The following is a 22,580-nucleotide window of genomic DNA, read 5'->3' as shown; positions in this document are numbered from 1 at the left end:
TATTAAATTGATTTTTTAAAATAGGATATCTTAAAAATAATTAGTTGATATTCTAGTACATTTTATATCATACTGTATGGTAAAATCTTAATTCTATAAAATAATCTAAATATTTTAAAATGAAGCAAATAATTAGGTAGGTAGGTGTTTATGTGAATAAGGATTTAAGTTTAAAAAAAAGAAAGACTTCCGTAGGAGGGCAAGCTGTAATAGAAGGAGTTATGATGAGAGGAGCTAAAGGCATAGCTACTGCTGTGAGGGTTACTAACGGAGAAATTAAAGTTGAAAGTGAAAGTTATGTAAGTAATACCAAAAAAAATAAGCTATTATCTCTACCTATAATAAGGGGATTTGTATCTTTAATTGAATCTTTAATTATAGGAATAAAAAGCCTTAACTATTCAGCATCATTATTTGAAACAGAAGAAGAGGAAGAAAGTAAATTTGATAAATGGTTTGAAAGAACCTTTAAGGATAAAGGACAGGATATAATACTTGGAATTTCATTGATAATATCTCTTGGGTTTGCAACACTATTATTTTTTATACTCCCAACCTTCTTAGCTAATGTTACCAAAAACTATATAAAAGATACTCCTCTAATATTAAATATAGTAGAAGGAATAATAAGAGTAACTATATTTTTTATATATATTGTTGCAATAGGAAAAATGAAGGATATACAAAGGGTTTACATGTATCATGGTGCAGAACATAAGTCAATTGCCTGCTATGAAAGTGGAGAAGAGTTGACACCAGAAAATGCTAAAAAATTTAGTAGATTACATCCAAGATGTGGAACAAATTTTTTATTTCTAGTTATGATTATAAGTATATTAATATTTTCATTAACAGGTTGGCAATCAATATCACAAAGAATTATTTCTAGACTATTATTGCTTCCTATAGTATCTGGTGTAACTTATGAAATTATAAGATTTTTGGGGAAAAGTGAAAGTAAGTTATCAAGAATTATTGCAAAACCAGGACTTATGCTTCAACATCTAACTACTAAAGAGCCAGATTTAGAAATGATAGAGGTAGCAATAAAAGCTCTAAAGGAAGCAGAAGGAATAGAAGATAAAGTATTAGATGAGGTAGCTTATGAAAATAGCAGCATTATTAACTAAAGGTTATGAAATATTAAAAGATAATCAAATTGAAAGTTACATGATAGATACTAATCTTTTACTTTGCCATGTTTTGAAGGTAGAAAAACTGTATATAATGATGAATAGGGATATTGAGGTCTCTAAAGAAGATGAAGAAGAATTTTTATCTCTTATAAAACTTAGAAGTGAAAAAATGCCTATAAAATACATACTAGAAAGTTCAGAATTTATGGGGTTAGATTTTCATGTTAAGGAAGGGGTTTTAATTCCAAGACCAGACACGGAAACATTAGTAGAAGAATGTATAAAAATTATAAAAGAAAATAATCTTAAATATATATGTGATGTTTGTTCAGGCAGTGGTGCAATAGGAATTTCTATTGCACATTACATAAGTAATTCAAATGTTATTCTTTATGATATAAGCGACGTAGCGTTAGAAGTAGCAGAAAAGAATATAGAAAAGTTAGGGGTAAGAGAGCGATGTAAGGTTTACTATAGTAATTTATTAAATAAAGGAATAGAAGAAAAGAAAAACTTTGATATGATAGTTTCTAATCCACCTTATATAAGAAAGGATGAAATTGAAGCTTTAATGGAGGATGTTAAAAATTATGAACCTCATTTAGCATTAGATGGTGGAGATGATGGTTTAGATTTTTATAGAACAATTACTTTAGGAAGTAAATATACTTTAAAAAGTGGAGGATATTTAGCCTTTGAAATAGGTCATGACCAGAAAGAAGCAGTGATAAAAATTTTAAAGGAAAATGGGTTTGAAAATATCTATTCTTTAAAAGATTTATACCAAAATGATAGGGTTGTAATTGGTCAAATATTTTAGAGAACTTCTAGTATGTTTTGCTAATTATTTTACTTAAGATATCACAGTGAAATTTTTATTTCACAAATTGCAAACAAATTATTTTATTGGTATAATGATATGATGTAGAATAATAGTATGTAAGTGTTTACGATAAATTAAACTAGATTTTAGATAAATTTAAATTGATTATACGGAGTGATAATTTTATGTTAGATAGATTGGATTTTATTGAAAACAAGTATGATGAACTTTCAAACAAAATAAGTGACCCATCTGTTATGGCTAACCAAAAAGAATGGCAAAAGCTTTGTAAGGAACATTCTGATCTTGAAGCTGTTGTAACAAAATATAGACAATATAAAACCTCTTTAGAAGATTTAGATACTAATAAAGAAATGTTAAATGAAGAATCAGATAGAGAAATGAGAGAGATGATTCAAGAAGAAATAAAAGAACTTAATGAATCAATAGAAGCATTAAGAGAAGAACTAAGAATTTTATTATTACCTAAGGATCCTAATGATGATAAAAACGTGTTTATAGAAATAAGAGGAGGAGCTGGTGGAGACGAAGCTGCACTATTTGCTGCAAATCTTTTTAGAATGTATACAAGATATGCTGAAAGAAATAGATGGAAAGTTGAAGTAATGAGTGCAAATGAAACTGATATTGGTGGTTTCAAAGAGATTGTATTCATGGTTAAAGGTGACAAGGCTTATAGTAAGCTTAAGTACGAAAGCGGAGTTCACAGAGTACAAAGAGTTCCAGATACAGAGTCAAGTGGAAGAATTCATACATCAACAGCTACTGTTGCAGTACTTCCTGAAGTTGATGATGTTGATCTTGAAATTAATATGAATGATATAAGAGTAGATGTATTTAGAGCATCAGGAAACGGTGGGCAATGCGTTAATACCACTGACTCAGCAGTAAGAATGACTCACTTACCAACAGGGCTTGTAGTATCATGCCAAGATGAAAAATCTCAGCTTAAAAATAAAGAAAAAGCACTTAAAATATTAAGAGCTAGATTATTTGAAGCAGCAGAAGCTGAAAGACTTGCGGGTATAGCTGAAGACAGAAAAAGTCAAGTTGGTACAGGGGATAGAAGTGAAAGAATTAGAACTTATAATTATCCTCAAGGAAGAGTAACAGATCATAGAATAGGTTTAACACTATATAAATTAGAAGCGTTCCTTGATGGAGATATAGACGAGATGTTAGATGGATTAATCACAACTGACCAAGCAGAAAAAATGAAAGCAATGGGAAATAATAATTAAATATAATTAGATATCTTGAAAAAATAACTATGTAGTATTTATGAAGGATATTTTAACTTACTATTATATAGTATTATAAATAACTATTTTAGAGTTAATTTAATGTTTATATAATAGAATATTGATAACAATATGTTTATTAAATTGTTATGTTTTAATTAGCTAAATTAATTTATTATTATGGAGTGTGAGATTATGGACATAAATAAAGCTCTTAAGAAGCAAAAAAAATCTTATAAAAGGTTTATGCTGTCTATGGGCTTTATTTTCATTTTATTACCAGTGGTATTATTTTACTCTAAAAAGTTCAATATATTTTTTATTATATATTTATTAGTAACGGAATTTTTAATATTTCAAGCTATGTTAATAAGATATAATGAAAATTATTTAGAGTTTGAACAAAAAGATGATAGGCTTTTTATTGAGACAGGAATATTAAAAAATAAATATAACATCATAATAGATAAGATTGCAATAGTTCATGCTATTCCTAGTGATAAATATTTTAATATTATGATTATAACCAAATCAAAATTTAGAAATAAAAGGATTTATCAAATAGGCCCTAAATTTTTGCGAAAACAACGTACAGTAGCAAAATACTATAGTAGGGTAAGATTGCTAGAGGAAGACCCCTATTTCTACTTTATAATTAGAAAGGGTGGAATTAAAAAGTATATTTTACTTGAGTATTTATATAAGATGTGTGTAAATGCAATTTTCACTGACAGTGCAGTAGAAATAATAAAAGAATGCAGAAGATAAGAATAAATTTCCCTAACCTAAAATAAATTGATAGTAATAGAATTGGTAATGATGGTTTATAGTTTACATTTAAAAATCTAATTTGTATTTTTATATTAGGGTCTAAAATAGACTAATATACTAACTAAGTACTTTTAAAGATACATTATAAACAAGGTATTAGTAATCGTAAATTATTAATTGTCATGAGGTTAGGGGGACACACATGAAAACTGTAATTTATGTAGGTTTATTTTCTGCTTTAGTATCGCTTGCGGGAACACTTTTAGGTGCAGCACTAGGAGTCTTTATAAAGAATCCTTCTAAAAAATTGATGGGAACAATTTTAGGAGTAGCTACAGGTATTATGGTATCCATAGTTTTTTTAGAGCTAATACCAGAAGCTTTAAATTATAATGGATTTATTAATACATTGTTGTTTGTTTTGTTTGGCATAATAATTATATTATTAACGGATATGCTAAGTAAGGAAACAAGCCTTCATAAAGATACACATATGAAAGTTGCTTTTTTAATGGCATTAGGTATTATGCTTCATAATTTTCCAGAAGGGCTTATTATGGGATTTGGTTTTTTAAAAGAAGCAGATTTAGGTATAAAGATGAGTATATTGATTTCAATCCATGATATGCCTGAAGGACTTGCTATGGCGACTCCTCTTATTATTTCAGGAGTTAAGCCTTCTAAAATATTGTTCTACGCTTTTTTAGTTGCATTGCCAACAGCTATAGGGGCATGGCTAGGAATTATCTTAGGAACCATTTCACAAGCAATATTAGGAAAGTGCCTAGCTTTTGCTAGTGGTGTAATGCTTTATGTTATTTTTGGCCAAATGTTGCCAGAAAGTAATGAACTAACAGATGATTTTACTACTACTTTATCAATACTTAGTGGTATAGTTTTAGGATTTATAATGTTAAATGTAATTTAGACATCTTCAAAAAATAACAAGCCAGTATGTTAGCCTATTTTATATCATGCTACGCTCACAGAACCGCCCATAGCACTACTATGAGTGAAGCTTGATGCCTTGTATGATATAAAATAGACTAACACCTTTAACTTATTATTTTCTTTCAGATGCCTAAGGTACCTTCAAAAAAATAATAGACCAGTATGTTAGCCTATTTTCCATCATACTGCGTTGTCAGAACCTGACCATAGCACCACTATGAGCAGAGCCTGACGCCTTGTCTGATGTAAAATAGACTTACATCTTTGATTTATTATTTTCTTTTAGATGCCTTAAACAATAGAAAATTTAGGAGAATAAATATATGGAAACAAAGGTTGCGAATTTAGTTGAAGAAAATATAGATAAAGATATAATAAGGGAAGCAGGAAATGTGATAAAAGATGGAGGAACTGTAGTTTTTCCTACAGAAACTGTATATGGATTAGGGGCAAATGCATTAGATAGTGAAGCAGTAAAAAAGATATTTATTGCTAAAGGCCGTCCTCAAGATAATCCTCTTATTGTTCATGTAGCAGATTTTGATATATCTCCTTATGTCAAAAATGTGCCAGAGGTTGCTAAAAAAATAATGAATAAGTTTTGGCCAGGGCCAATAACTATAATATTTGAAAAAAGTGATATAATTCCAGAGACTACAAGTGCAAACCTTCCAACCATAGGCATAAGAATGCCATCAAACAAAATAGCACTTGAGCTTATAAAGGCATCTAATACTCCTATAGCAGCACCTTCTGCTAATATTTCAGGTAGACCTAGTCCTACTGATTTAGAGAGTTGTATAGAAGATTTAGGTGGGAAGGTTAATTACATTTTAGGTGGCAATAGAAGTGAAGTAGGTTTAGAATCTACTATTATAGATTGTACATCATCACCACTTTGTATACTAAGACCAGGTGGTATAACTATAGAAATGCTTAGAGAGATTGATAAAGATGTTTATATAGATCCTACTATAACTTCAAAACCTACAAAAGAATTTAAGCCTAAAGCGCCAGGAATGAAGTATAGACACTATGCACCTAAGGCTCCAGTAAAGGTATTTAATGGAGATATTAAAAAAACTATTGCAAAAATCAACGAAATGATGTTAAATTATATAGAAAATAATAAAAAGGTAGGAGTAATAGCTACAGATGAAACTATAGAAAATTATAAGCTAGGTACCGTGGTATCTTTAGGAAGTAGAAAAAATTTAGAGGATGTAGCAAAAAACCTATTTAAAGTTTTAAGAAGTTTTGATCATAGTGATGTTGATGTTATACTTTGTGAGGCATTTACAGAAGAAGGTGTAGGCCTTGCAATAATGAATAGATTAAACAAAAGTGCTGGTTTTGATATAATAAATCTATGATTAAAAGAATTGAGATTAAAGGGTAAGAATAAAAGTTATAGCGAACTTTTGACTTACTTTAAGATTATTTAGTATGATTATATAAATTTTAAAAGGAGGAGTAATTATGAAGATATTATTTATATGTACAGGAAATACCTGTAGAAGTAATATGGCAGAAGCGCTTTTCAATCATCATTGCAAATTAGAAAATGTATCTGCAATTTCAGCAGGTTTATTTATTAATCCTTCTTCTAAAACCTCAATACATACCTCAAATCTTTTGAAAGATAAGTATAACATTGATATTAGTAGTAGAGATGCAGTTCAATTGAATATTGATATATTAGAACAAGCTGACTTAGTTTTAACTATGACAACCTATATGAAAACTTATTTGACTACGGAGGTACCGCAGTTTAGCGACAGGGTATTTACCTTCAATGAGTATATAGGAAAGTCAGGAGATGTAATTGATCCTTTTGGAGGAGATATTGACATATATTCTAAAACCTTTAATGAATTAGAGGAGAATGTTCTATTACTTATTGAGAAAATAAAAAAAGATACTAGTATTTAACTAATATCTTTTTTTTATAATAATAAATAGAAAACAATGAAGTTCGGAGGTGCAAATATGAGAATAGCATTAGGTAGTGATCATGGTGGATTAGGCTTAAAAAATGAAATCATAAAGCATTTACAAGCTAAGGGACATGAATTGCAGGACTTTGGAACTAACACATCAGACTCTTGTGACTATCCAGATTACGCATTAAAAGTAGCTGAGGAAGTAGCAGCTAAAAACTTTGATTTTGGAATATTAATTTGTGGTACAGGTATAGGAATAAGTATAGCTGCAAATAAGGTTTCAGGAATAAGAGCAGCTCTTTGTAGTGATACTTTTAGTGCTCATGCAACAAGAGAGCATAATAATGCAAATATATTAGCTTTAGGGGAAAGAGTTGTTGGCAAGGGCTTAGCTCTTGATATAGTTGATACTTTCTTAGATGCTAAATTTGAAGGCAATCGTCATCAAAACAGAATTGATAAAATTACAGAAATAGAAAAAAAATACAACAAGTAGGAGGCAAAATTCATGAGTAAAGTAATACAAATAACACATCCATTAATACAACACAAATTAGCTATTATAAGAGATAAAAATACAGGTGCGAAGGACTTTAGAGAGCTAGTTGAAGAAATAGCTATGCTTATGGCTTATGAGGTTACTCGTGACATACAAGTTGAAGATGTTGAGATAGAAACTCCAATATGTAAAACAACTTGTAAAATGCTTTCGGGAAAGAAGCTTGCGATAGTTCCAATATTAAGAGCAGGATTAGGTATGGTTGATGGAATGCTTAAACTTATACCAGCTGCTAAAGTAGGTCATATAGGAATGTATAGAGATGAAGAAACATTAATGCCAGTAGAGTATTTCTGCAAATTACCGCAGGATATAGAGGAAAGAGATGTAATTGTAACAGATCCAATGCTAGCTACTGGTGGTTCAGCTATAGATGCAATTTCTGCATTAAAGAAAAGAGGAGCTAAGAATATAAGACTTATGTGCTTAGTTGCTTCACCAGAAGGAGTAGAAGCTGTTCACAAAGCTCATCCAGAGGTTGATATATATCTAGCAGGACTTGATGAAAAATTAAACGATAGAGGATACATAGTACCAGGTCTTGGAGACGCAGGAGATAGACTTTTCGGAACAAAATAGTTAATTATAATTAATAAACTGTTGGCAAGATAAATATGCCAGCAGTTTTTGTTTTATTATTTTTATTTCATTATTTCTTTCATATAATTTATACCTATTATGGTATTTTTAGCTTCTGTGATAATGCCATCTTCATAACATCTCCACATCTATTCTTTATAATAATTATTAGAATGAGAAAAGTAAAAATAATTGATGCTTTTAGTATTATAATTAGAACTATTAAATTCACAACTTTTTTCAATTCATAATTCACAATTGTGGATATTTCTCAGCAAAAGCTGAGAAATTTAAAATTATTTATTTTTGAAGTTACGCAGTAACTAACTAATAGTTGTAGCTTCTCCAAGTATTAGTTAAAAATCAGTTTAAGAAATTAATTCATAAAGAATTAATTTCCACCAGAATTGTGAATTTTGCATTGTGAATTGAAATACTTAAGGATGTAGCTATATTGAGCTATACATTAATTTTTAAAGTAGTTTATCTATATATACGGAGGTATAAAATGGGGATATTTTCATTTTTAAAAAGAAGTAAAGAAGTACAAAAAGAGAAAAAGTCAAACTTTAATATTATAATATCACCTACAGTATTAAATGACGTTATGATGCTTTTAAACAAGCAAAATAAAACTGCTATAAGACTTGTAGCTATTGGCTTCTGCTGAAGTGGGAGTAAATTCGATGTTGTTCTGGATGAACAAAAAGAAAATGATTTAATAGTAGAACAGGATGGAGTAAAATTTGTTATCAATAATAACTATAAAAATATTATAGGAACTGCAGAAATAGTAAAAGTAGGCAATAAAATTACTGTGAAAAATCATTAATAAATATATCCAATATATATTTTACGTAGCCTAATTGAAAGAGTAATTTGTTAAAGAATTGCTTTTTTATTCTTTTATAAACATCTTATTTACCATATGATAAATATGTATTATGTAATTTTTGAGACATTTTATTTATATAAAGAAGAAGTTTATATATTAGCATTTTTATTTTAAAGATAGTATATAAATAAGATATATCACAAGATACCATGTTAATATATAGATTATTAACGTGGTATCTTGATTTATAACAATAGTTTTTATTTTATAAAAAAATGTTATTGGATATTCATATGTTTTTTTATAGATAAACTTTATTCAATGGAGAATTGTGGTGGAAATTAGTTTTGATCAAACTAATTTCTTTAATAGATTTTTTTAATACAAGTAACTGTGCCACATGAAAAGAAATCAATTGAGAACTTCTCTTATAAAAGAGAAGTATCAATAATTGTCCATTGTCAATCGTCAATTCTCAATTTCATATTAATGTAAACTCAAATAATTTAATAGCACAATTTTATGAATTCATAGATTAAATTTGGAACTGGTATATATAGTTCTATAGATATACCAAGTCAAAACTTAAATTATTCAGCGTAATACTTGCTAGGATTTACCAAGGATTTTATACCTTCAAGATTTTTATTGAAAACTTCATAAAAATTAGCTGTTTCATTGTACAAAACATCTTTAGAACCTTTAGATAGATAAGTATGTATACAAGATTTATATCTATTCCACACATTTTCTTGAGGATTTAGTTCAGGAGAATATGGTGGAAGATAGATTAACTCTAAATATTTTTTATTACTTATCTGAAATGCTTCAACTGTTTTAGATTTATGAATTCTAGCATTGTCTAATATCATATATATCTTTTTATTTTCATTTAAATCTAATAAATGTTGTAAAAATGCTATGAAATTGTCTGAAGTTATTGAAGTATTATAAGGATATGCATCTACAATTGAATCATACTTTTTAGAAAGTTCTGTAGCACCTATAAGTTTTAAGCCATCTTTTAACCCGTTTTTTTCGATTAGAGGGGATGACCTATAGGGCTCCAACTTTTTCTATTATTAGCCTCTATTTTGATAGCAGTTTCATCTGCTGCATATAAGAGTTTATTAGAAGAGCTTTCTACAATACGGAGTATCTTGCGCATTTTTTTTAAAAGCTATTTGCTTTTGAGGATCTGCTAAAGTAGGATGGTATTCTCCACGTTTATATGAAAAACCAAGTTCTATCATTATTTGTCTTGTTCTTTCATAGGAGTATAGCCTACCAAATTTTTTATCAACATATTCTCTTACGCGGTCAATACTCCATACTGATGAAATGAAACCGAATTCTCTAGGGTCTTTAGTTGTTAAAATCATTCTAATTTCATCTAACATTTCATTAGTAAATGAGCTTTCAGAACCACCACGACCATCTTCAATAGAATCAAGTCCATTCTTGTTCCAAGATTTTATATAGGTTAAAAGTGTAACTCTTGAAACATTTAAGATTCTTTCTATATCGTCTAGATGAATACCTTGATAGCTCATAATTACAGCTCGAAGAGCTCTACGAGAATATTTACTAGTATGTTCTTGCTCTAATTTAATTAAATTTTCTAAAGTATGATTGTGTAATGTAGCTACTTGAGTTTGTTTCCTTTCCATAATAACCTCTCCTTGGCATTTGATTATAGTTATTATTAGGACAATTTATATTTTTGATACATTAAAGTTGGAACTGGTATATCTATAATATCAATGAGTTATATAACAATTTTCTTTAGAATAAAATTATCTTTCATTTATTTTTTTTAAATACATGATTTTTAATTTCCTCTACATCTTTTTTTACATCTTCAACTATGTTCAATTTATCTGTCAATTTAGAAATTATCTCCTTATAACTTTTTTCCCGCTCTTCTTGTCTCAAATCTCTTTTCTCTTGCATTTTTAATATATAAAAAATAAGAACTATGCTTAAAGCACTCCATATTCCTTGTGTTGAAGCTAATTTTATAAAATCATCCATTTTTAACCTCCTATTTTATGCACTTAAATACTTTCTTAATGTTACTAAAGCTCTATTTTTAGCTCTATTTACAGATTGCCTAGATATCTCCAAAATATTAGAAATTTCAATTTCACTATAGTTTTGTATAAATTTTAATATTAATATGTTTTTTTGCAATTCAGTAACTTGACTTAGTAAATCCTTTATAAAAATAGAATTATGTAAGTCATATGACATTATAGGATCTTCACATATAGTTAAGTTTAACTCATCACTTTCTTTTAATAAAATCGATTGTTTTTTAGATAAGTATATATACTTATTTTTTAATGAGGAATGAATGTAAGATACAATGTATTTATCAGGAGATTTGCTGGAAATTGTGCTTAATGGGAGCTTGTATACTATTTCAATAAGAGCTACTATTAGATCTTGTTCAGCATCATCATAGTTTAACAAGTTACTGTACTTTCTTATTAGGGGACTAAACTTGTTAATTATTTCTAAAATACATTTAGAATCCCTATTTTTACATTGCCTTAATAATTCGCATAGATTGTTGTTCATAATTTATTCACCTACTTTATAGTCTTTTAAAATAAAAGAGTAATAAAGAGGAATTTTGTAACTGTTTTCAATCAAAGTTTTTTAAAACAAAAAATGAAATTAAATTACAAATACTACCAATAATATACAAAATATTATTTCTTATTTGTAAAAAAAGATTAATAGATAGTTAATAAAGTGTCACAAAATCAAATAAAATATAGAAAATTTATGAATATAACAAGCGTTATATTCATAAAAAAATTAATAACTTTGGTATTAATTTAGAAAATATTTTTTAAATTTATATTAAAGTTATTAACAATATTACCCTTATGCTACTGAGGCCTTTTAATGGATTTCCTTCATTTATGAATATCATAGATAAATGTGGAAAAACTATTTTAATATAAGTGGAATTTTATTTATTAAAGATTTATATAAAGGAGAGAATCACATGGAGTATATATCGAGAATTGGAGTAAATACCCCTAGAAAAGAAGCCTGGGATAAAGTTACTGGTGCTGCAAAATATAATGATGATACAACAACTCCTAATATTTTGCATGCTAAAATGCTCACAAGTTCTCATGCTCATGCCATTATAAAATCAATTGATACTTCAGAAGCATCAAAAGTTACTGGCGTTCAAGCTGTAATCACTGGTGAGTATTATCCTGTACTAAATGGTTCTGTAATTGAAGACAGGCCTCCTATTGCAAAAGATAAAGTAAGATATTTTGGTGAGCCAGTAGCTGTGGTAGTAGCAAATAGTGAGGAAGAGGCAATGAAAGCTGTAAAGCTTATAAAAGTTGTTTATGAGCCATTACCTGTAGTAAATTCAATAGGTGATTCTATAAAACCATCTGCTACATTAATACATGAAAATCTGGGACAATACCACTGTCCAGTTGATGATGTATATCCTCAGCTTAATTCAAATATTGCTGACCATGTGAAGATTAGAAAAGGAAATATGAGTGTAGGATGGGAAGAAAGCGATGTCATTATAGAATCAAGTTTTTCACTTCCACAATCTGACCATATTGCTATGGAAACTCGAAATGCTAAAGCTCAAATACTACCTGATGGAAATGTAATAATATATACATCTTCTCAAGCACCTTTTTCAGTAAAAAAGAGATTAAGTAAACTTTATAATATACCGGAAGGTAATATTATTGTTCGAGTTCCTTTAGTTGGAGGAGCTTTCGGTGGAAAAGCTACTGTTCAGCTTGAATTTATAGCATATCTTGCTTCAAAAGCTGTTGGAGGAAGGAGGGTTAAAATAGCTAACTCTCGAGAAGAAGATATAACTACATCACCATCTAAAATAGGAATTGAAGCTAAACTTAAAATAGGCACTACTAAAGATGGTTTAATAAAAGCATTAGAGTGTACTTACCATGTAGATTGTGGTGCTTATGCTGATACTGGTCCACGTATGGCAAAAGCAATAGCTGTTGATTGTAGTGGTCCATATAATATTGAAAATGTATGGTGTGATGCACTCACAGTATATACTAATCATACGTATGTTACATCTTATAGAGGCTTCGGCCACGCAGAGTTCACTTTTTGTATTGAGAGAATCTTAGACAAAGTAGCAGCTTCAATAGGAGTAGATCCTTTAGAATTGAGAATGAAAAATGCTATATATTCTGGAAGTTCTTCACCAACACAAGATAAAATAACACTAAGTAATACAGGTAACTTAGTAAGTTGTATATCAAAATTAAAAGAGGTAATTAATTGGCAGGAAGGTACAAGGGTAGAGTTAAGTAACGGTATGATAAGAACTAAAGGAGTGAGCTGTTTTTGGAAAACATCTACCTCGCCAACCAACGCCTCATCTGGTGTTATTATTACTCTAAATACTGATGGTAGTGTAAATCTTAATTTCTCCGCTGTGGAAATTGGACCTGGAATGAAAACTACCGTAGCTCAGATATTTGCAGAAAAGATGAAAATGGATATAAACAAAGTTTACGTAGTTATGAACGTAGATACTCAAACTTCACCTAAGCATTGGAAGACAGTTGCAAGTATGACAACTTTTATGATAGGAAATGCAGTTATTGATGCTGCAGAAGATTTAATGCAACAATTACGCGAACTTGGAGCTATAGTACTTAAATGTACTCCAAAAGATTTAGAGGTTGAAAATGAAAAGGTATATTTAAGAGATGATCCTGAAATATATGTATCATTTAAAGATTTAGTTTACGGATATGAATATCCTGGAGGGACATCTATAGGAGGGCAAATGATTGGACGCGGTAGTTATATTATGAAGCACTTGACCAAATTAGATAAAGAGACAGGAAAAGGTAAGTCAGGAGTATCGTGGACTGTAGGTGCTCAAGCTGTAGAAATAGAATATGATCCTAAAAAATACACTTATAAATTATTAAAAGCCGCAACTGTTATTGATGTAGGTAAGGTAATTAATCCTAAAACTGCTAGAGGACTTATAATGGGTGGTATGAGTATGGGGCTAGGATTAGCTACTAGAGAAGAACTTTTATACAATGATGCTGGGATATTAGAAAATACTTCTTTACGAACTTATAAACCAATTCATTATGGGCAAAATCCTAAATATATAGTCGACTTTGTAGAAACTCCTCAAGTAGATGCTCCTTTTGGCGCTCGTGGTATGGGAGAGCATGGCATTCTAGGAATATCAGCTGCTTTTGCTAATGCTATATCATTAGCAGCACAATCAGATTTTGATAAATTGCCAATATCGCCTGAATTAATATGGAAAACTGAGACTGGAGGTAAATATGATCCCCTTTGATTTTGAATATTATAAACCAGAAACCGTAGAAGAAGCTGCTAATTTATTTCATAAATTAAATTCTATAGGGAAAGAACCAATATATTATGGTGGAGGAACTGAATTTATTAGCATGGCAAGAGTGCATAATGTATATGCAGGAGCAGTCATTGATATTAAAGGTATTTTAGAATGTAATAAACAAGAATTGAAAAATGACGAATTAATAATTGGTTCTGCTGTAACACTTACTAATATTGCAGAATCAAATCTTTTTCCATTACTTAGTTTGACAGTTAAAAGGATAGCTGACCATACAATACAGGATAAGATAACATTAGGAGGAAACTTAGCTGGAACTATTATATATAAAGAAGCTATACTACCTCTTATGGTATCGGACAGTGAGATAGTAGTAGCAAGTATTAGTGGAAAAAGGCGTATTCCTCTAAAAGACATATTTAATAAAAGAATTGAACTTGCTAAAGGGGAGCTTATTGTACAAGTAATTATAAAATCTAAATTTCTTTCGCTTCCGTGCATACATGTAAAAAGAACAAAAAATGAAAAGATAGACTATCCTTTAATTACAATAGCAGCATTAAAAAATAATAATAGAATTAATATTGCTTTTAGTGGATTACGCGAATATCCATTTAGAAATTACCTAATAGAAGACATTTTAAATAATAACTTGATTTCTACAAATGAAAGAATAAATAAAATTATTAATAACATATCTGATAGTATAATAAATGATCTTGGTGGTTCTTCTGAGTATAGAAAGTTTATGCTTCATACAATGCTATGTGAAGTATTAGAAGAGTTTAAGGAGGGTTAGTAAAAATGCTTCAGATATTAAATAATACTGTTTTAACACTGAATATAAACGGAGAAGATAGGCAAGTAATTGCTAAGCCTTCGGATATTTTATTACATACTTTACGTCAAGAACTTGGCCTTACTAGTGTAAAACCTGGTTGTGAAAATGGAGATTGTGGTACTTGTACTGTTCTGGTAGATAATTGGCCCATAAAAGCTTGCCTAATGCTTACTGTGGAAGCTGTAGGAAAGAGTATTCTTACTGTTGAAGGACTAAAAGATGCTCCTATTCAAAAAGCCTTTGTTGAAAATTGGGGATTTCAATGTGGTTATTGCACTTCTGGATTTTTAATGGTTTGCCATTCACTCTCAAAGATTCATCCCAATGCTGATGATACTGTAATAGAACAATGGCTTGAATCTAATCTATGTAGATGTACAGGATATGAAGAAATTGAAAGTGCCATAAAATCAATTTTAAATGGTAAAGTTTAAAAAATAGAAAGGAATTTATAAGAAGTAATTAAATATGAAAGTTGAGGGAATAATTTTAGCTGCTGGTTTATCAACGAGAGCTGGTACAAACAAGCTAATATTAGACATAGGTGGAAAGACTGTAATTGAAAGATGTATTTATGGAATGTATGATTTATGTTCTAAAATTATAGTAGTAGGCGGCAATAGGATAGAAGAAATAGAGGGCATACTTAACAAATATCCTAAAGTAGAACTAATCTATAATTCTGATTATTTAGATGGAATGTTTAGCTCAGTAAAAAAAGGATTAATGAATATTAAAGAGGAGAAATTTTTTTTGATTCCTGGAGATTATCCGATTATTAATAAAGAAATATATAAACAGATGCTAAAACTAGATGAAGATATAGTTATTCCAATGTATAAAGGAAAAAAAGGTCATCCACTATTAATGAAAAGTTATCTAATAGAAGAACTAATAAAGTCCAAATATTGTAATACGTTAAGAGAGTTTATCAATATTAAAGGCTTTAAATCTGTAAATGTTGAGGAACCTGGAATATTAATGGATATAGATACCATGGAAGATTATAAAAAAATTCTTCTATATTTTCAAAAAAGATATCAAAACTTTAGAGATATAATTTAAAAAATTAACTAGTGTAATAGATTTATCTAATCTATTACACTAGTTAATTTCATTGGCATTAATATATTAATATCATGTAAGTACAACATATGAAGTTTTAAAAAGAATTTATTAAGTTATCTATTGGTGATTTTAAGTCTAAGTTTTTTAAAATATTAATATTTTCTTCGTTATTTGAAGAAGTGGTAATCAATAGATGAAAAGTTTTACCCTTTATCTTTATTGATTTGTATAATGCTTTTGGAGAATTATCTTTTAAGCATAAATAATAACTTTCTCCATTTATATTTTTTGTATCATTGCTAATTTTATATTTATTTATAGGATATTCTTGTGATATATCCATATTGTTTGAAGGAGTTTCTATAAATAAATTAACTTTTAATTGATCTTCATTTTTATCTTTAAAGAGTAACTCTAAGTTATCGATATCATCAATATTATAATCTCTAAAATATATTTTATTTGGTTCAAGAGAATTTCTATCTATATTAGACCAATATTCAGAAATATTTAGAGAAGTTAATTTGAAATTACCTATACTATTATCTACATTTAGATTAGGATAGTATTTGTTTAATGTACGTATACTATTATCAGTATTTGGATTACTATCTAATACTATATTGGATTTCATTATAACTCCTTTGTTATTATTTGGATCAAGCATATACTGATGATACTTTAAGATATCGAAAACTTTATTAAGCTTTTTTATATCCTCAGGGGAAGGAGTTGAAACTACATTATTTTCATTAGAATTAGAAATTTTATAAGTTGATTTTTTATTATTTATTATAAAATCAAAAAGTACATTGCTAGTATTTTTTAAATATTTAAAGTCTATTCCATCTAAAGTATCTTCTAAAGTGTGAACTTTATCCATACTCTCATTAGAAATATTTGTTGCTACAATATTCTTCCTTATAAAAGCATCATGATCACTTGAAGAATAAGAAGTACCAATTTTAGATTTATAACCATTTTTATCAAAATGATTTTTCAAATCTACCATTAATTCATTTTCTCTATTATCTGTAGTTGAAAAAATAGTATTAACATCATCTTTTATTCCTATAGATGTAATATTAATATTATATAATTCACTATAATCTTTAACTAGAGTATTAACGAAGGCACTACTACCTTGAAGATTAGATTCTTCACCATTAAAAAAACAAATAACTATATCATGCTCAGGAGGATTTTCGCTATAATGTTCTTTTAGCTTTTTACTTAGATCAAGTAAGAGCGAAGTTCCGCTGGCATTATCTATAGCACCTTTAAATACTTTATCATCTACATTACCAATATGATCGAAATGGGCAGATAGAACTAATGCTTTACTACTATCTTTTCCCTTAATCATTCCAACTACATTATTAGCTTGTACATCTTCCTTTAGAGATTTAAAGTTAATTTCAATCTTACTACCTTTATTCTCTTCTAAAAGCTCATAAGTTTTAGGTGAAATTTGTATTAGATTTATATTAGTATCATCTAAACTTTCGGAAGTATTGATGTTTTTCTTAAATACGTTTGCTTTAAGAAATATTATCTTTTCATTGGAGTTTATATCTTTAAGTTTATTTACATCATTAGCAACTAGAATTTTGTCATCATTATTATCAGTATCAAAAGTAAAATCCAAAGTTTTTTTCATATCACTATAAATATTTTCTAGAAAATCTTCTCCTCGTTTAAGGGAAAGTCTTTTATCATCTTTGAGGATTAGGTCTATATTATAGGTTTGTTTCTCTGGAGGATAGTATATATGATTATAGGGAATGGCATAATTAGTATTGTTCTTATATCTTTCTACACCTATATTCCCTAGTAAAATACTTAAATGATCTTCAACTTTTTTATTTTCTTTTGTTCCTGTAAGTCTTCCTTTAAACTTAGAATTTGTTAAATATTTAATACTTTTTTCAATTGAATAATATCTATTATTTAAGGCTTTTAATCCCCATGTAGTTCCTAATAATGTGGCTATAATTAATAAAATAAATGAAATATGTTTACCTTTCATCTATTGTCCTCCTTTTGTATATTTAAATCTATTTTAACATTAAAAAGGCTAAATTTGATGAGAAATAAAAAAATAAAGTGGATTTATATACATAGAATAAATTTAATTAAAATTGAAAGTATAAAGAATAAAAATATTTTAAAGTACTTTTATTGATATAGGAAAAAGGAATTGTATCTATTTGATTTACAAATAGTAAAAGGTAAGTTCATAGAAAGTTAATATAATAGTCATAAAACATTGAATTTTCAGTAAATTTTTAATAGAATTCTATATGGAGACATGGGGTAAATTAAATACCTTATATTTATGGGGGGAAAGTTATGAAAAGTAAAAGGTTTTTATGTACAGCCCTTTCAATAGTTTTAACTTTAGGATTAATAGGTTGTGGGGCCAATACATCAACAGATAACAATACAACAGGAAAAAAAGTAGAACAAACAGAAGAGGTAGTTAAAAAGGATGGAGGTACAATGGTGTTTTCTGCTAATACAGATCCTACTTGTTTAAATCCATTTTTTCAACAAAATAGAATTACATTCACTGTGAATAATGCCTTGTTTGATCCATTATTCATTGTAGATAAAGATGAGACAAGATATTATCTTGCAGAAAAGATGGAAGCGTCAGAAGATAAACTTACATATACAGTTAAATTAAAAGATAATTTAAAATGGCATGACGGGCAAAAAATCACTGCCGATGACATAGTTTTTACGGTTCAAGCTGTACAAGATGAAAAGAATGGTATTGCTGATAGAGAGTCTTTTGTAGTAGATGGAAAAAATATTGATGTAGTTAAAAAAGATGAATTAACCGTTGAATTTAAACTACCTCAAGTATTTGCTCCTTTTGATGCCAATTTAGGCTCATTAAGACCAATACCTAAGCACATATTTGAAGGAGAAAAAGATTTTGCAAAATCAGAGAAAAATAATACTCCTGTAGGTTCAGGTCCCTTCAAATTTAAAGAGTGGAAAAAAGGTGAGAGTTTAACCTTAGAAAGATTTACAGATTATCATGGAGGTAATCCTCATCTTGAAAGCATAGTTTATAGAATAATTCCAGATAAAAATACTTCTAAAATTGCTTTTGAAAATGGAGAAGTTAATGCAGCTTATGTAACGGAAGAAGAACTTGAAAAATTCTCCAATGATGATAGATTTAGTACAACTTCTTTTGAAGAAGGTATGTTAAGCTATATGATTTTTAATGAAAAAAATGAGAATCTAAAGAAAAAAGAAGTTAGACAAGCTATTAGCTATGCACTTAATAAAGAAGAGATATTAAAAGGGCAATTTAAGAATTTAGAAAATACAGCAGTGGCAGATTCAATTCTAGCGCCTAGCACTAAATATTATACTGAAGATGTACCTAAATATGAACATAATATAGAAAAAGCAAAAGAGCTTATGAAAAGTGCTGGTGTTGAGAAAATGAAATTAAATTTTCAATATGATCGTGATAAAGATACGGTTATGATTATCCAACAACAATTAAAAGAAATAGGTATTGAGGTTGAACCAGTGCTTATAGATGGAAATGCTTTCTTTGGTAAGCTTGTAGGTGAACAAGAGAGAGATTTTGATTTAATATTAAATGGATATGTTATGGGGGTAGACCCTAACGGATATGCTAGTGCCTATACTACTGGTGCAATGTTTAATGCCATGAGTTATTCAAATAAAGAAATGGATGATTTATGGAAAGAAGGGGCAAAAGAAGCAGACGAAGGTAAAAGAAAAGAAATATATGAAAAAATACAAAAGGGTATAGCAGAAGATGCAACAATATACCCAATACAATATACAAAGTCATTAATTGCTATAAGTTCTAATTTTAGAGGAGTAGAAGAAGCTAAAACAGTACCTATATATATGTTTGAAGATTTATCTAAGCTTTACATGATAGAAAAATAATCTAAATAAACTTAGAATTAACGATGGACAATTGGAACAAAATTAAATTTCTATAAAAACAGATTAACTCCTTAAAAATTAAGGATTAATAATTAAGAATGAAGGATTTAGGAAAAATTCACCCTTAGTGAATTTCTTAAAATAAAATTTATTCTCAAAAACTTCAAAGGTCTTAACCGTAAAGTTTTAAGCATAATTCTTCATTCATAGAAAAGAATTTTTATTATGGAAATTAAAATCATGTATAAGTTGAATTTTAATTGTGGAACCCTATATGATTGTCCATTGTTAATTGAATAAAGAGATGGAGGAAAATACTATGAAGAAACATATATTCAAAAGAGTATTAGAAGCTATTCCTATGCTATTATTTATTTCCTTCATATCATACATATTGATGAATTTAGCTCCAGGTGACCCAGCGCAGGGGTTTAGAACACCTCAAATGTCAGAAGAACAAGTAGCTATAATTAGGGCAAGCTTAGGATTAGATAAACCAGTTTTTATTAGATATTTTTATTGGCTTAAAAGCACTTTAAGCGGAAACTTAGGTTATTCTCTTATAACTCATCAGCCAGTAGCAAAGGAAATTTTATCAAGACTTCCTGCTACATTAGGTCTTATGGGAGCATCAATGGTTTTATCTATATTAATATCAATTCCGTTAGGAATGTATACAGCTCTTAATAAAAATAAATTTGTAGATAATTTTGTTAGTACTTTAAGCTATATAGGTATATCTATACCAAGCTTTTGGTTTTCAATGATACTTATAACTATATTTGCGTTAAAGCTTCGATTGCTTCTTAGTGTAGGTATGAGAACCGTAGGTGTTAATTCTTTTTTAGATGTTTTAAAACACGGTATATTACCTACTGTAGTATTAAGTTTTCCTAATATAGCAGTTTTAACTAGATATGTAAGGTCAGCTACTATAGGAGAGCTTCAAGAAGATTATATTGTTACAGCTATGGCTAAAGGATTATCAAAGAGAGGGATTCTATTTAAACATGTTATGAAAAACTCGTTAATTCCTATAATAACTATATTAGGCATGAGCTTACCATCAGTAGTATCTGGTGCTTTTATCACAGAAACAGTTTTTGGATGGCCTGGTATGGGGAGACTTGGAATTAATTCAATATTTTCAATGGATTATCCAGTAATTATGGCAATAACTATGATGACATCTATTATGGTGATTTTAGGTAATTTAATAGCAGATTTATTGTATATAGTAGTTGACCCTAGGATTAAGGTGGTGGGACATAAGTGGTAAAAAGCAGATTTAAAACTAATTTTAAAATGCAAATGAGAAAAAATAAATTAGCACAGTTTTCACTTATATCTCTTTGTGTAATTTTTATATTTTCAATATTTGCCTTTTTATCTCCTTATGATCCCAATGAAATAGATATAGCAATTAAGTTTCAAGGTCCAAGTATTAATCACATATTTGGAACAGATGAACTTGGGAGAGATTATTTTACAAGGGCATTATATGGAGGACGAGTATCCATTATTGTGAGTATACTATCTATGGTTGTGTCTGTAATAATTGGAACTGTTGTAGGTGCTATAAGTGGATATGTAGGAGGTATTTTAGATTCAATTATAATGAGGCTAATTGATATGCTTATGTGTATTCCTGTATTTTTCTTAATATTAATTGCTAATGCTTATTTAAAGCCAAGCATAGTAAATACAATAGTGATAATAGGAGCTTTTGGATGGATGGGTATAGCGAGAATAGTAAGATCAGAAACTTTGTCTTATAAAGAAAGAGATTATGTTCTTGTTTCAAAATCCCTAGGAGCAAGTAATTGGTATATAATTAAAACCCATATTATACCTAATGTATTACCAACAGTTATAGTGGCATCAAGTATTAATATAGCTGACGCAATATTAACAGAGTCTGCACTTAGTTTTTTAGGTTTAGGAGTACAACAACCTATGGCTTCATGGGGGAGTATGCTTCAAGCAGCACAGGCTAGAATGTCAGATAAAGCCTATCTTGCAGTATTTCCAGGACTTTTAATATTGATAACTGTACTTAGTTTTAATGTTTTAGGAGATGTGCTAAGGCTAGCACTTGAACCTAAAATGAATGATATATAATTTACGTACAATTAAATATAGCAAAATAGCGTAACTAAAACATCATTAATCCCTCTGACAATAAAATAGTTAGTACAAAAATTAAGATTACTTAAAACCTTAAATAACCTCTTATATATTAAAGCATAATCCCTAATGCTTTACTGTATCCTAAGAATTCTTAATTTGATTAATATATTTGTCATTTATGAATTTTAGATTACGCTTATTTACCCTAGATATAAAATTTTATATCTAGGGTTTTATATATGTATATAAAACCTTAAAATATACTGTGGAAAATAAATTTTCTATAGAAACAGCTTAAATCCTTAGAAATTTGGCATTAATAATTAAGAGTACGAATTTAGGATGAAA

General features: G+C 28.7%; 22 protein-coding genes. 17 read left to right on the top strand and 5 right to left on the bottom strand.

Annotated elements, in window-relative coordinates; genetic code table 11:
• The first annotated feature begins 221 nt into the window (after window positions 1–221).
• From ACWPW7_RS01400 to ACWPW7_RS01355, 10 genes are all read left to right on the top strand, one after another.
• Window positions 222–1,130 carry a DUF1385 domain-containing protein gene (locus ACWPW7_RS01400; protein WP_291563411.1) on the top strand — a complete coding sequence of 303 codons (909 nt, stop codon included), beginning with the start codon at window positions 222–224 and terminating at the stop codon, window positions 1,128–1,130.
• On the top strand, window positions 1,105–1,956 hold the full coding sequence (gene prmC, locus ACWPW7_RS01395) for a peptide chain release factor N(5)-glutamine methyltransferase (protein WP_454052090.1): 852 nt from the start codon (window positions 1,105–1,107) through the stop codon (window positions 1,954–1,956). Before ACWPW7_RS01400 ends, prmC begins: the two co-directional genes overlap by 26 nt.
• Window positions 1,957–2,144: 188 nt before the next feature.
• Window positions 2,145–3,221: a peptide chain release factor 1 gene (prfA, locus tag ACWPW7_RS01390; RefSeq protein ID WP_291563347.1), complete on the top strand. Its 1,077-nt coding sequence runs from the start codon at window positions 2,145–2,147 to the stop codon at window positions 3,219–3,221.
• Window positions 3,222–3,416: 195 nt separating this feature from the next.
• Window positions 3,417–3,989, top strand: coding sequence for a hypothetical protein (locus ACWPW7_RS01385; protein WP_291563349.1), 573 nt, complete (start codon window positions 3,417–3,419; stop codon window positions 3,987–3,989).
• Between the two features lie 205 nt (window positions 3,990–4,194).
• Window positions 4,195–4,920 (top strand): ZIP family metal transporter, encoded by a 726-nt coding sequence (locus ACWPW7_RS01380; RefSeq protein ID WP_454052089.1) that lies wholly within the window; start codon window positions 4,195–4,197, stop codon window positions 4,918–4,920.
• A 346-nt stretch (window positions 4,921–5,266) separates the two neighbouring features.
• Window positions 5,267–6,316 carry an L-threonylcarbamoyladenylate synthase gene (locus ACWPW7_RS01375; RefSeq protein ID WP_454052088.1) on the top strand — a complete coding sequence of 350 codons (1,050 nt, stop codon included), beginning with the start codon at window positions 5,267–5,269 and terminating at the stop codon, window positions 6,314–6,316.
• A 106-nt stretch (window positions 6,317–6,422) separates the two neighbouring features.
• Window positions 6,423–6,875 (top strand): low molecular weight protein arginine phosphatase, encoded by a 453-nt coding sequence (locus tag ACWPW7_RS01370; protein WP_454052087.1) that lies wholly within the window; start codon window positions 6,423–6,425, stop codon window positions 6,873–6,875.
• A gap of 57 nt (window positions 6,876–6,932) precedes the next feature.
• Window positions 6,933–7,382 (top strand): ribose 5-phosphate isomerase B, encoded by a 450-nt coding sequence (gene rpiB / locus ACWPW7_RS01365; protein ID WP_454052086.1) that lies wholly within the window; start codon window positions 6,933–6,935, stop codon window positions 7,380–7,382.
• Window positions 7,383–7,394: 12 nt separating this feature from the next.
• Window positions 7,395–8,024, top strand: a complete 630-nt coding sequence (upp, locus tag ACWPW7_RS01360; protein WP_291563401.1) for a uracil phosphoribosyltransferase — start codon at window positions 7,395–7,397, stop codon at window positions 8,022–8,024.
• A 508-nt stretch (window positions 8,025–8,532) separates the two neighbouring features.
• Entirely contained in the window at window positions 8,533–8,694 is a 162-nt protein-coding gene (locus ACWPW7_RS01355) for a hypothetical protein (protein ID WP_454052085.1), read from the top strand.
• A 755-nt stretch (window positions 8,695–9,449) separates the two neighbouring features.
• On the opposite strand, the gene ACWPW7_RS01350 is transcribed toward ACWPW7_RS01355, so the two are convergent.
• The 4 genes from ACWPW7_RS01350 to ACWPW7_RS01335 all read right to left on the bottom strand — a co-directional run bounded on the left by ACWPW7_RS01350 (window position 9,450) and on the right by ACWPW7_RS01335 (window position 11,442).
• Window positions 9,450–9,929 carry a transposase gene (locus ACWPW7_RS01350; RefSeq protein ID WP_454052084.1) on the bottom strand — a complete coding sequence of 160 codons (480 nt, stop codon included), beginning with the start codon at window positions 9,927–9,929 and terminating at the stop codon, window positions 9,450–9,452.
• A gap of 60 nt (window positions 9,930–9,989) precedes the next feature.
• Window positions 9,990–10,529 carry a helix-turn-helix domain-containing protein gene (locus ACWPW7_RS01345; protein ID WP_454052083.1) on the bottom strand — a complete coding sequence of 180 codons (540 nt, stop codon included), beginning with the start codon at window positions 10,527–10,529 and terminating at the stop codon, window positions 9,990–9,992.
• A gap of 133 nt (window positions 10,530–10,662) precedes the next feature.
• A complete protein-coding gene (locus ACWPW7_RS01340) occupies window positions 10,663–10,893 on the bottom strand; it encodes a BhlA/UviB family holin-like peptide (RefSeq protein WP_454052082.1) in 231 nt (76 codons plus the stop codon).
• Window positions 10,894–10,908: 15 nt separating this feature from the next.
• A complete protein-coding gene (locus ACWPW7_RS01335) occupies window positions 10,909–11,442 on the bottom strand; it encodes an RNA polymerase sigma factor (RefSeq protein WP_454052081.1) in 534 nt (177 codons plus the stop codon).
• A gap of 436 nt (window positions 11,443–11,878) precedes the next feature.
• Here ACWPW7_RS01335 and ACWPW7_RS01330 point away from each other — a divergent pair, with 436 nt between their 5' ends.
• From ACWPW7_RS01330 to ACWPW7_RS01315, 4 genes are read left to right on the top strand one after another with little or no spacing between them, the layout of a single operon-like run.
• On the top strand, window positions 11,879–14,224 hold the full coding sequence (locus ACWPW7_RS01330) for a xanthine dehydrogenase family protein molybdopterin-binding subunit (protein WP_454052080.1): 2,346 nt from the start codon (window positions 11,879–11,881) through the stop codon (window positions 14,222–14,224).
• Window positions 14,211–15,044: an FAD binding domain-containing protein gene (locus ACWPW7_RS01325; RefSeq protein WP_454052079.1), complete on the top strand. Its 834-nt coding sequence runs from the start codon at window positions 14,211–14,213 to the stop codon at window positions 15,042–15,044. Before ACWPW7_RS01330 ends, ACWPW7_RS01325 begins: the two co-directional genes overlap by 14 nt.
• A gap of 5 nt (window positions 15,045–15,049) precedes the next feature.
• The gene (locus ACWPW7_RS01320; RefSeq protein WP_454052078.1) at window positions 15,050–15,520 is read left to right on the top strand and encodes a (2Fe-2S)-binding protein; all 471 of its coding nucleotides are present in this window, start codon (window positions 15,050–15,052) and stop codon (window positions 15,518–15,520) included.
• A 34-nt stretch (window positions 15,521–15,554) separates the two neighbouring features.
• Window positions 15,555–16,151 carry a nucleotidyltransferase family protein gene (locus ACWPW7_RS01315; protein ID WP_454052077.1) on the top strand — a complete coding sequence of 199 codons (597 nt, stop codon included), beginning with the start codon at window positions 15,555–15,557 and terminating at the stop codon, window positions 16,149–16,151.
• A 97-nt stretch (window positions 16,152–16,248) separates the two neighbouring features.
• Here ACWPW7_RS01315 and ACWPW7_RS01310 read toward each other — a convergent pair whose 3' ends face one another.
• Window positions 16,249–18,183, bottom strand: a complete 1,935-nt coding sequence (locus ACWPW7_RS01310; RefSeq protein WP_454052076.1) for a M28 family metallopeptidase — start codon at window positions 18,181–18,183, stop codon at window positions 16,249–16,251.
• A 323-nt stretch (window positions 18,184–18,506) separates the two neighbouring features.
• Here ACWPW7_RS01310 and ACWPW7_RS01305 point away from each other — a divergent pair, with 323 nt between their 5' ends.
• The 3 genes from ACWPW7_RS01305 to ACWPW7_RS01295 all read left to right on the top strand — a co-directional run bounded on the left by ACWPW7_RS01305 (window position 18,507) and on the right by ACWPW7_RS01295 (window position 22,223).
• Window positions 18,507–20,102: an ABC transporter substrate-binding protein gene (locus ACWPW7_RS01305; RefSeq protein WP_454052075.1), complete on the top strand. Its 1,596-nt coding sequence runs from the start codon at window positions 18,507–18,509 to the stop codon at window positions 20,100–20,102.
• A 319-nt stretch (window positions 20,103–20,421) separates the two neighbouring features.
• Entirely contained in the window at window positions 20,422–21,381 is a 960-nt protein-coding gene (locus tag ACWPW7_RS01300) for an ABC transporter permease (protein WP_454052074.1), read from the top strand.
• 26 nt (window positions 21,382–21,407) lie between these two features.
• Window positions 21,408–22,223 carry an ABC transporter permease gene (locus tag ACWPW7_RS01295; RefSeq protein ID WP_454055456.1) on the top strand — a complete coding sequence of 272 codons (816 nt, stop codon included), beginning with the start codon at window positions 21,408–21,410 and terminating at the stop codon, window positions 22,221–22,223.
• The last annotated feature ends 357 nt before the right edge of the window (window positions 22,224–22,580 follow it).

Source organism: Clostridium sp. Marseille-Q7071, from assembly GCF_965112025.1.
Note: the sequence above shows the minus strand (reverse complement) of the source record. Positions and strands in the feature narration are given on the sequence as shown.

Excerpts from the sequence above, each read along its gene's own strand:
- ACWPW7_RS01400 (WP_291563411.1), top strand. The coding sequence starts at position 222 with ATGATGAGAGGAGCTAAAGGCATAGCTACTGCTGTGAGGGTTACTAAC.
- prmC (WP_454052090.1), top strand. The coding sequence starts at position 1,105 with ATGAAAATAGCAGCATTATTAACTAAAGGTTATGAAATATTAAAAGAT.
- prfA (WP_291563347.1), top strand. The coding sequence starts at position 2,145 with ATGTTAGATAGATTGGATTTTATTGAAAACAAGTATGATGAACTTTCA.
- ACWPW7_RS01385 (WP_291563349.1), top strand. The coding sequence starts at position 3,417 with ATGGACATAAATAAAGCTCTTAAGAAGCAAAAAAAATCTTATAAAAGG.
- ACWPW7_RS01380 (WP_454052089.1), top strand. The coding sequence starts at position 4,195 with ATGAAAACTGTAATTTATGTAGGTTTATTTTCTGCTTTAGTATCGCTT.
- ACWPW7_RS01375 (WP_454052088.1), top strand. The coding sequence starts at position 5,267 with ATGGAAACAAAGGTTGCGAATTTAGTTGAAGAAAATATAGATAAAGAT.
- ACWPW7_RS01370 (WP_454052087.1), top strand. The coding sequence starts at position 6,423 with ATGAAGATATTATTTATATGTACAGGAAATACCTGTAGAAGTAATATG.
- rpiB (WP_454052086.1), top strand. The coding sequence starts at position 6,933 with ATGAGAATAGCATTAGGTAGTGATCATGGTGGATTAGGCTTAAAAAAT.
- upp (WP_291563401.1), top strand. The coding sequence starts at position 7,395 with ATGAGTAAAGTAATACAAATAACACATCCATTAATACAACACAAATTA.
- ACWPW7_RS01355 (WP_454052085.1), top strand. The coding sequence starts at position 8,533 with ATGGGGATATTTTCATTTTTAAAAAGAAGTAAAGAAGTACAAAAAGAG.
- ACWPW7_RS01345 (WP_454052083.1), bottom strand. The coding sequence starts at position 10,529 with ATGGAAAGGAAACAAACTCAAGTAGCTACATTACACAATCATACTTTA.
- ACWPW7_RS01340 (WP_454052082.1), bottom strand. The coding sequence starts at position 10,893 with ATGGATGATTTTATAAAATTAGCTTCAACACAAGGAATATGGAGTGCT.
- ACWPW7_RS01335 (WP_454052081.1), bottom strand. The coding sequence starts at position 11,442 with ATGAACAACAATCTATGCGAATTATTAAGGCAATGTAAAAATAGGGAT.
- ACWPW7_RS01330 (WP_454052080.1), top strand. The coding sequence starts at position 11,879 with ATGGAGTATATATCGAGAATTGGAGTAAATACCCCTAGAAAAGAAGCC.
- ACWPW7_RS01325 (WP_454052079.1), top strand. The coding sequence starts at position 14,211 with ATGATCCCCTTTGATTTTGAATATTATAAACCAGAAACCGTAGAAGAA.
- ACWPW7_RS01320 (WP_454052078.1), top strand. The coding sequence starts at position 15,050 with ATGCTTCAGATATTAAATAATACTGTTTTAACACTGAATATAAACGGA.
- ACWPW7_RS01315 (WP_454052077.1), top strand. The coding sequence starts at position 15,555 with ATGAAAGTTGAGGGAATAATTTTAGCTGCTGGTTTATCAACGAGAGCT.
- ACWPW7_RS01310 (WP_454052076.1), bottom strand. The coding sequence starts at position 18,183 with ATGAAAGGTAAACATATTTCATTTATTTTATTAATTATAGCCACATTA.
- ACWPW7_RS01305 (WP_454052075.1), top strand. The coding sequence starts at position 18,507 with ATGAAAAGTAAAAGGTTTTTATGTACAGCCCTTTCAATAGTTTTAACT.
- ACWPW7_RS01300 (WP_454052074.1), top strand. The coding sequence starts at position 20,422 with ATGAAGAAACATATATTCAAAAGAGTATTAGAAGCTATTCCTATGCTA.
- ACWPW7_RS01295 (WP_454055456.1), top strand. The coding sequence starts at position 21,408 with ATGCAAATGAGAAAAAATAAATTAGCACAGTTTTCACTTATATCTCTT.